At 71.3% G+C, this 1,490-nt stretch carries 1 protein-coding gene; it reads left to right on the top strand.

Annotated features, from left to right (window positions below; genetic code table 11):
- Positions 1-1,400 (top strand): LamG-like jellyroll fold domain-containing protein (locus tag ACFWXO_RS45285; RefSeq protein WP_380533101.1); only part of this gene is annotated, 1,400 nt, incomplete at its 5' end.
- Between the last annotated feature and the right edge of the window lie 90 nt (positions 1,401-1,490).

The raw sequence follows: 1,490 nt of genomic DNA, 5'->3' as shown, positions 1-1,490 counted from the left end.
CCGGCACCGTCCTGGCCACCGACAACCAGGGCCAGCCCGTCAACGACCCCACCGGCAAGCCCCTGATGGTCCCCACCCTCACCGGCATCGCCACCAATGCCAAGATCGGTTACGCGTCCACCAGCACCTGGACCTCCCTCGGTTCGGACGGTGACATCACCGGCAGCGGCAACGCCGCCCTCTGGGGCACCAAGGCCGACGGCTCCATCGACATCTGGTGGGGCAGGCCCACCACCCCGGGCAACCCGACCGCCGGCTACGTGTGGGAGGACGGCCCCGGCACCGTCGCCAGCACCGCCGTCAACCCGTCCCAGTGGACGCTCGACGGCCGCACCAGCGGCGACACCGGCGACGCGGACAAGAACCCGCTCTACCCGAACGGCGACCCGGCCACCACGTACCCGGCCAAGGCCGCCTTCACGACCGACCACAACGGCACCGCCGGCAAGGCCACGGTGTTCAACGGCTCGACCCTGTACCGCACCAAGAACGCGGTCGCGGCCAACGGCACCACCCCGGGCCTGGACACCACCCAGAGCTACACCGTCTCGGCCTGGGTGAAGCTCAACACCCTCACCAACATGAACGGCTACCCGACGATCCTGTCGGTCACCGGCCAGGAGCAGAGCCCCTTCTACCTGCAGTACTCGAGGAACCTGGGCAACTGGACCTTCGTCCTGCCGGACTCGGACAACTACAACACCGGTGGCTACTTCGCCGCCTACGACCGGACCGGCCGCACCAAGGCCCAGACCGGCGTCTGGACCCACCTGACCGGCTCGTACAACGCCCTGACCCGCATCGCCACCCTCTACGTCAACGGCAGCGCCGTCGGCAGCACCCAGGTGTCGAGCACCTTCAAGGCCCACGGCGCGGTCAACATCGGCGGCGCGATCTCCGACCGCTACCCGGGCGACAACTACATCGACGGAGCGGTCAGCGACGTGCGGGTCTACCCGTACGCCCTGACCGACCCCCAGGTGAACACCGTCGCCACCACCGACTCGTCGGTCCAGATCCGCTCCGCCCTCCCCGGCACCAAGTGCCTGGACGGCCAGGGCGGCGCCCAGGGCGCCCTCCTGGCGATCAACGACTGCTCGAACGGCGACGGCCAGCACTTCACGCTGACCTCGGACAACAAGATCAAGGTCAGTACCGGGCTCTGCCTCGGCACGGCGGGTACCCCCGTCGCCAACGGCACCCGGGTCACCGCGCAGCTCTGCGGCGACCCGACGGTCCAGAACTGGACCCGCCGGTACGACGGCTCGCTCGTCCACCAGGCGTCCGGCCTCTGCCTGGACGTCCACGGCTGGGACACCACCAACGGCAGTGCCCTGGACCTCTGGGACTGCAACGGCGCCGCCAACGAGCGCTGGTACGCCGAGGCCCAGACCAAGTAGGGCCGTGGGGGGGCCCCGGCCGGCGCCCCCGACCGGGGGCCCCCCCCCCGGCCGGGGGGGGGCGCGCCGGGGGGGGCCGCGGGGGGCCGG

Source organism: Kitasatospora sp. NPDC059088, from assembly GCF_042738155.1.
Classification (GTDB): Bacteria; Actinomycetota; Actinomycetes; order Streptomycetales; family Streptomycetaceae; genus Kitasatospora.
This window is presented reverse-complemented; position numbering and strand designations above follow the sequence as displayed.